General features: G+C 36.2%; 4 protein-coding genes and 1 pseudogene. 1 reads left to right on the top strand and 4 read right to left on the bottom strand.

The window, feature by feature from the left end; translation table 11 throughout:
- Positions 1-145: 145 nt before the first annotated feature.
- The 3 genes from QVA17_RS12095 to pheA are packed head-to-tail and all read right to left on the bottom strand — an operon-like array spanning position 146 to position 3,261.
- Positions 146-1,327, bottom strand: coding sequence for a phosphoribosylaminoimidazolecarboxamide formyltransferase (locus QVA17_RS12095; RefSeq protein WP_027431645.1), 1,182 nt, complete (start codon positions 1,325-1,327; stop codon positions 146-148).
- Positions 1,328-1,356: 29 nt separating this feature from the next.
- Entirely contained in the window at positions 1,357-2,073 is a 717-nt protein-coding gene (locus QVA17_RS12090) for an IMP cyclohydrolase (RefSeq protein ID WP_027431644.1), read from the bottom strand.
- Positions 2,074-2,130: 57 nt separating this feature from the next.
- Positions 2,131-3,261 carry a prephenate dehydratase gene (gene pheA, locus QVA17_RS12085; RefSeq protein ID WP_027431643.1) on the bottom strand — a complete coding sequence of 377 codons (1,131 nt, stop codon included), beginning with the start codon at positions 3,259-3,261 and terminating at the stop codon, positions 2,131-2,133.
- A 178-nt stretch (positions 3,262-3,439) separates the two neighbouring features.
- On the opposite strand from pheA, the gene QVA17_RS12080 reads away from it, so the two are divergent.
- Complete coding sequence (locus tag QVA17_RS12080) at positions 3,440-4,465, top strand: DUF5050 domain-containing protein (protein ID WP_287389220.1); 1,026 nt, start codon at positions 3,440-3,442, stop codon at positions 4,463-4,465.
- A gap of 89 nt (positions 4,466-4,554) precedes the next feature.
- Here the strand turns inward: QVA17_RS12080 and QVA17_RS12075 are convergent.
- Positions 4,555-5,463 (bottom strand): annotated as a pseudogene (locus QVA17_RS12075) (hypothetical protein); the annotation flags it as partial.

Genomic DNA, 5,463 nt, shown 5'->3' with positions numbered 1-5,463 from the left:
TTCTATAGTCAAGACTCGCTCGCGAGTCTTGCGCGCCGGATTCGGGTCTGCTTCAGCAGACAAATTCCTGTCCGAATCCGTGCGCATCCTCGCGGAGCGTTTAACTCAGTCGGAGCTTGTACTCCGACTGAGTTAAAGTTTCTAATTAGTGATGGAATAAACGCATTCCTGTGAAGCACATTGCAATGCCTCTCTTATTACATGTTTCAATAACATTGTCATCTCTAATAGATCCGCCTGGCTGAGCAATATACTTAACACCTGACTTGTAAGCTCTTTCAATGTTATCGCCAAATGGGAAGAATGCATCAGAACCAAGAGCAACTTCTGTGTTACCATCAAGCCAAGCTCTCTTCTCTTCCTTTGTAAATACTTCTGGCTTAGAAGTAAATACTCTTTCCCACTCGCCATCACGAAGTAAGTCTTCGTATTCATCACCAATGTATAAATCAATAGCGTTATCTCTATCGGCACGACCTACATTTTCCTTAAATGGAAGGTTAAGTACCTTAGGATTCTGTCTTAAATACCAGTTATCTGCCTTAGAACCAGCAAGTCTTGTACAGTGAATTCTTGACTGCTGTCCAGCACCGATACCGATTGCCTGACCACCCTTAGCATAGCAAACTGAGTTTGACTGAGTATACTTTAATGTAATTAAAGCGATAATAAGGTCAATCTTTGCTGTGTCAGGAATTTCCTTATTGTCTGTGACAACATTTTCAAGGAGAGCCTTGTTAATTTCAAATTCATTACGTCCCTGTTCAAATGTTACGCCGTAAACCTGCTTTCTCTCGATTGGTTCTGGCTTGTAATCAGGGTTAATCTTAATGATATTGTAGTTGCCCTTCTTCTTCTTGCTTAAGATTTCGAAAGCTTCGTCTGTGTAACCAGGAGCAATAATACCATCAGATACTTCGTGCTGAATAAGCTTAGCTGTTGTTACATCACAAACATCTGAAAGTGAAATGAAATCACCAAATGATGACATTCTATCAGCACCACGAGCTCTTGAGTAAGCGCATGCGAGTGGACTTAATTCGCCGATTTCTTCATCTACCCAGTAAATCTTCTTCTCAACATCTGTTAAAGGAAGACCAACTGCAGCACCTGCTGGAGATACGTGCTTAAAGCTTGTTGCTGCTGGAAGTCCTGTAGCTTCCTTTAATTCCTTAACTAACTGATAACCATTAAATGCATCTAAAAAGTTAATGTAACCTGGTCTACCGTTTAAGATTTCAACTGGAAGCTCTGATCCATTTTCCATGAAAATTCTTGATGGCTTCTGATTAGGGTTACAACCATATTTTAACTGAAATTCCTTCATTTTTACTTTCCTCCATATACTAACAATTATTAATTTGTGTGCTTATTAATAATTCTTGTTTCATACTTACCTGTTGCAATATCGATGTATCTAACAAATAAAGAAACCTTATTATCCTCATTTAAGTTTTCCCATACTGTCTTTGTAAATGTGTCGATATCACCTGATAACTTAACCCATGTAGGTTCTCCCTCATAGCTTGGAAGTGGGTTGCCATCACCCATATATGTGTGGATGTAGTGACCTTCTCCTGCCTGTGGAGCATCATAAGTAAATGTATATCTATTACACTGCTTTGGATTTCCGTTATGGCTCTTTAAGATTGACATAGCATAGTCGTACTTGCCTTCCTTAACTGTCATAAGACCTGAAATTCTAGGTGTGTAATTAGGAGCATCTGGTTCAAATTCTCTTTCTCTTAAAGATTCTTCAAAAGTCTGGCCCTTGCTCATATTATCAAAGATTGTGTCTGTCTGATCACCATTAGTAACTATTGTCTTATCGTCTAATACTCTAACTGGAGCATAAATAATAAGGCTTGGATCTTCTAACTTACTTGGGTCGTAAGCCTCAGTTCTAATGCCTTCGCCTTCTACTGCAAATACTCTATTACGGCTATTCTCACTTCTTCCCATAATAAAATATGCTGTTACAGCGTACTTGTTATCATCAGACATACCAATGACAATTCCTCTTCCTGGATATGAACATCCCAAAAGTTCTTTTTCAAGCGATTTGATTTCCATTTTCCTTCTCCTTAAAAAAAATAATTTATATTTAACCTGCTGGGGGTTAAATCAAAATTAATAGTTGCCTAACAGGCGAATTGATCTGCTCTCTTCCTCAATTCCTCTAAGAGCATTCATAACGCGTTGGTCATTTATATTTCCTTCTATATCAACGAAAAATCTAAATTCCCATTGGCGACCTTCTATTGGTCTTGATTCAATTTTAGTCATATTTAAACCATTATAAATTATATGGCTTAGTAAATTATATAGTGAACCTGGCTCATTGACGCATTCAAAAACAATGCTAGTTTTTTTAGCATTCTTTACGAATGTACGAGTCTTAGATACAATCACAAATCTTGTTGTATTATTGGCCTCATCAGCTATATCAGTCTTTAAGATTTCTAAGCCATATAGCTTAGCTGCCTCCTTACTTGCAATAGCCACATGAGAATTATCCTTATCCTCAAAAATCTTCTTAGCTGCAACTGCAGTGTTTGGCTGGCTGATTTGCTGCCAATCTTTATGTGATTCTAAAAATGATTCGCATTGTGTAAGGCCTTGAGCATGGGAATAAACTGTTGTTACCTTTGAAAGGTCAGTTCCTTTAAGTCCCATAAGAACGTGCTCTACCTTTACATACACTTCTGCGACGATATAGTTATTGTATTCCTGTAAAAGATCATAAACTGCTGTAATACTACCTGTTGTAGAATTCTCTATTGGAAGAACTGCGTAATCCGCCTTTCCCTCTTTAACGGCTTCCATGGCATCCTTCCATGTTGGAACATTGAAATTATCAACATCCTCACCAAAATAATCTAACATAGCCGCGTAGGCATAAGCCCCTGCAACTCCCTGATAAACTACCTTAGCGCCTTCTTTCTTTATCTCATCTACTGCTTCATAAGGTTCTCTTAAAGTCTGACCCATCTTCTCAAGAAGCATATACTGCCCCTTTCTTGAATTGGCCATGATCTGAGAGAACAAGTCAGCAATTGGATGCTTATTATCTTCTTTCTCTACTAGGGACTTAATCGCCTCTAGCTTCTGTCTTTCTCTCTCCGGATCTAGAACCTTCTTACCCGTCTCTATCTTGTACTCTGCTACCTGACTTGTAAGTCGCATTCTCTCCTCAAACAAGGAAACGAGCTGCCTGTCAATTCCGTCGATATTCTTTCTAATTTCACCTAAATCTAACATTTACTACTACCTCCCATGTGTCGCATTTCTGCCTTAGGATGTATTACATATTACACATGCCATTTCATTTTAACTTGAATTTATCTATTTAACAAGAGATATTTTTTATGTTATACTAAAAAAAAGTGAACGTATTAATTAAATAAATTATTTTTTTATAATAAACGGAGGTAGACATATGTCAAAGCCTGTAAAAATCGCCATAGCATCTGCTGTTATAGCAATTGCTCTAATTGGATTTGTAACTTATGCCATTTTAAGTAGCAGGGTAACCTATAATAAGGACAATGCCACAGGTAACACCACCGGCAACTTAAACAATGGCGGCCTTTTTTGTGAATATGATGGAAAGATATATTTTGCAAATGCTGCAGATAAAAACACCCTTTATGTTATGAGTTCGGATTGTACTAATGCAAGAAAGCTAGTGGATGACTCCGTAGCCTACATTAATGTCTGTGGAAAATATATCTATTACGTTAGAAATAACTATTCTCCCGATGCCATTGCCATGGTATTTAAGGGACAGTTATATGGACTTTATCGTTGTAACCTTGATGGTTCACACATAGTGACTATCACTCAGGAAAAATCTGGAATGATAAGTTTATGTGGCAACTACATTTTCTATCATCATTATGACGACCAGACTGCTCTTACTCTTCAAAAGATTAAGATTGATAGGAAGGATAACACCTTTATTAGTGAGACAGAATATAATGTGGCAAATGTTTATGAGCAGAGAATTTATTTTGCTAATGAAACTGAAAGAAATAGGATTTACTATCTTGATACTAAAGACGATTCCCTTCATTTCTTCTATGATGCCAATGCCTATCAGGTAGATTATGAGGGTAATTACATGTACTATATAGACCTTAGTAAAGACTATGCTTTAATGAGGCTAAATACTCAAACTATGGTACTTGAGCAGATATTTGCGCCAAACGATGCCAAGGTTATTAACTATAATGTCTATGGCACCAAGGTTTTTGCACAGGTTGAGGGTGATGGAAACACCACGGGACTTTATAGACTAAACATTGACGGTACTCAAATCGAATACATAGCACAAGGTAATATTACAAATGTGCATTGTACCTCTAAGTATACCTTCTTTATGTACTATGCAGACCAGCAGACTCTTTATAGAGTTCCTACAACGACTACATTTTCTAAAGTAGAAATTATTACAGTAAAATAATTACAAAAATAAGCTACCATATAGTTTTGAACTTAGTGTTCTTTTCTAAATGGTAGCTTTATTATTATATTTATTAATTCATATTATCACTATCTATCAATAATATTATTCTCTCTAATATCAGCAACAAGCTGTCTTCTAAAGGCTCTACAACCTGTTTCATTCCAATACTTCTTCTTTTCAAATTTAATAACTTCATAAGAGCTATCCATAATATCAGAATTATAGCTTGTAATAGGCTCTTTATCAGGATAGAACACAGTAATTGAATTAACGTATTCTGTCATATTAAGTCCAAAGTCGTTGGCAAAACGTCTTGCCTGGTCTTTATTACTAAACATCTTAATATGTGAATAATAACCTACAAGATAAGCAAAATAATTAATATCAAATTCTTCAATCCAATCTCCTTCTGCATTAAATACTACAACAGGGAATCGTCTGTCTTTATTATTAATTAAGGATACCAGGTTTTCAAAATCTTCATTATTATCCACGTATTTAACAGCTTCCTTTAGCTTTTCAACATCGCAAATTCCTATATTATCTGCAATTTCGCCATAGAAGTTAGGTCTAGAAAAAAGAATATTATCTGAATCTCTAAATCTATCCTCTGGTTCTGCATATCTATTAGTCACCTCAAATTCTAGGCGATCCCCATTCTTTCTAATATAGGCATCTGAAATCCAAAGTCTAGTAGCTACATTTGAATCCAAATGAGTTGTATTCTCCACAAATTCAAGCTTTTCCGGATTATAGCTAACCATAACCGAATATCCTGGACTTGTATTAGAATAACTAGCTACTTCTTCTGGAATATCTGTAAATACTTCATTAAATCTTGAGTTGACCCAAGAATAAATAAGATTCGAAGCCTTTCTAAAGGCATCCTCTATACTTAAGTTGTTAAGATCAATATCTGTCTTAGCATGGAATACCTTGTACTGACCTAAGGTCTTAAATGGCTCAAATCTACGACGTCTATTAAAGCTTGCCCC

It is taken from the genome of Lachnospira sp. (assembly GCF_016290755.1).
Lineage (GTDB): Bacteria > Bacillota > Clostridia > Lachnospirales > Lachnospiraceae > Lachnospira > Lachnospira multipara.
Note: the sequence above shows the minus strand (reverse complement) of the source record. Positions and strands in the feature narration are given on the sequence as shown.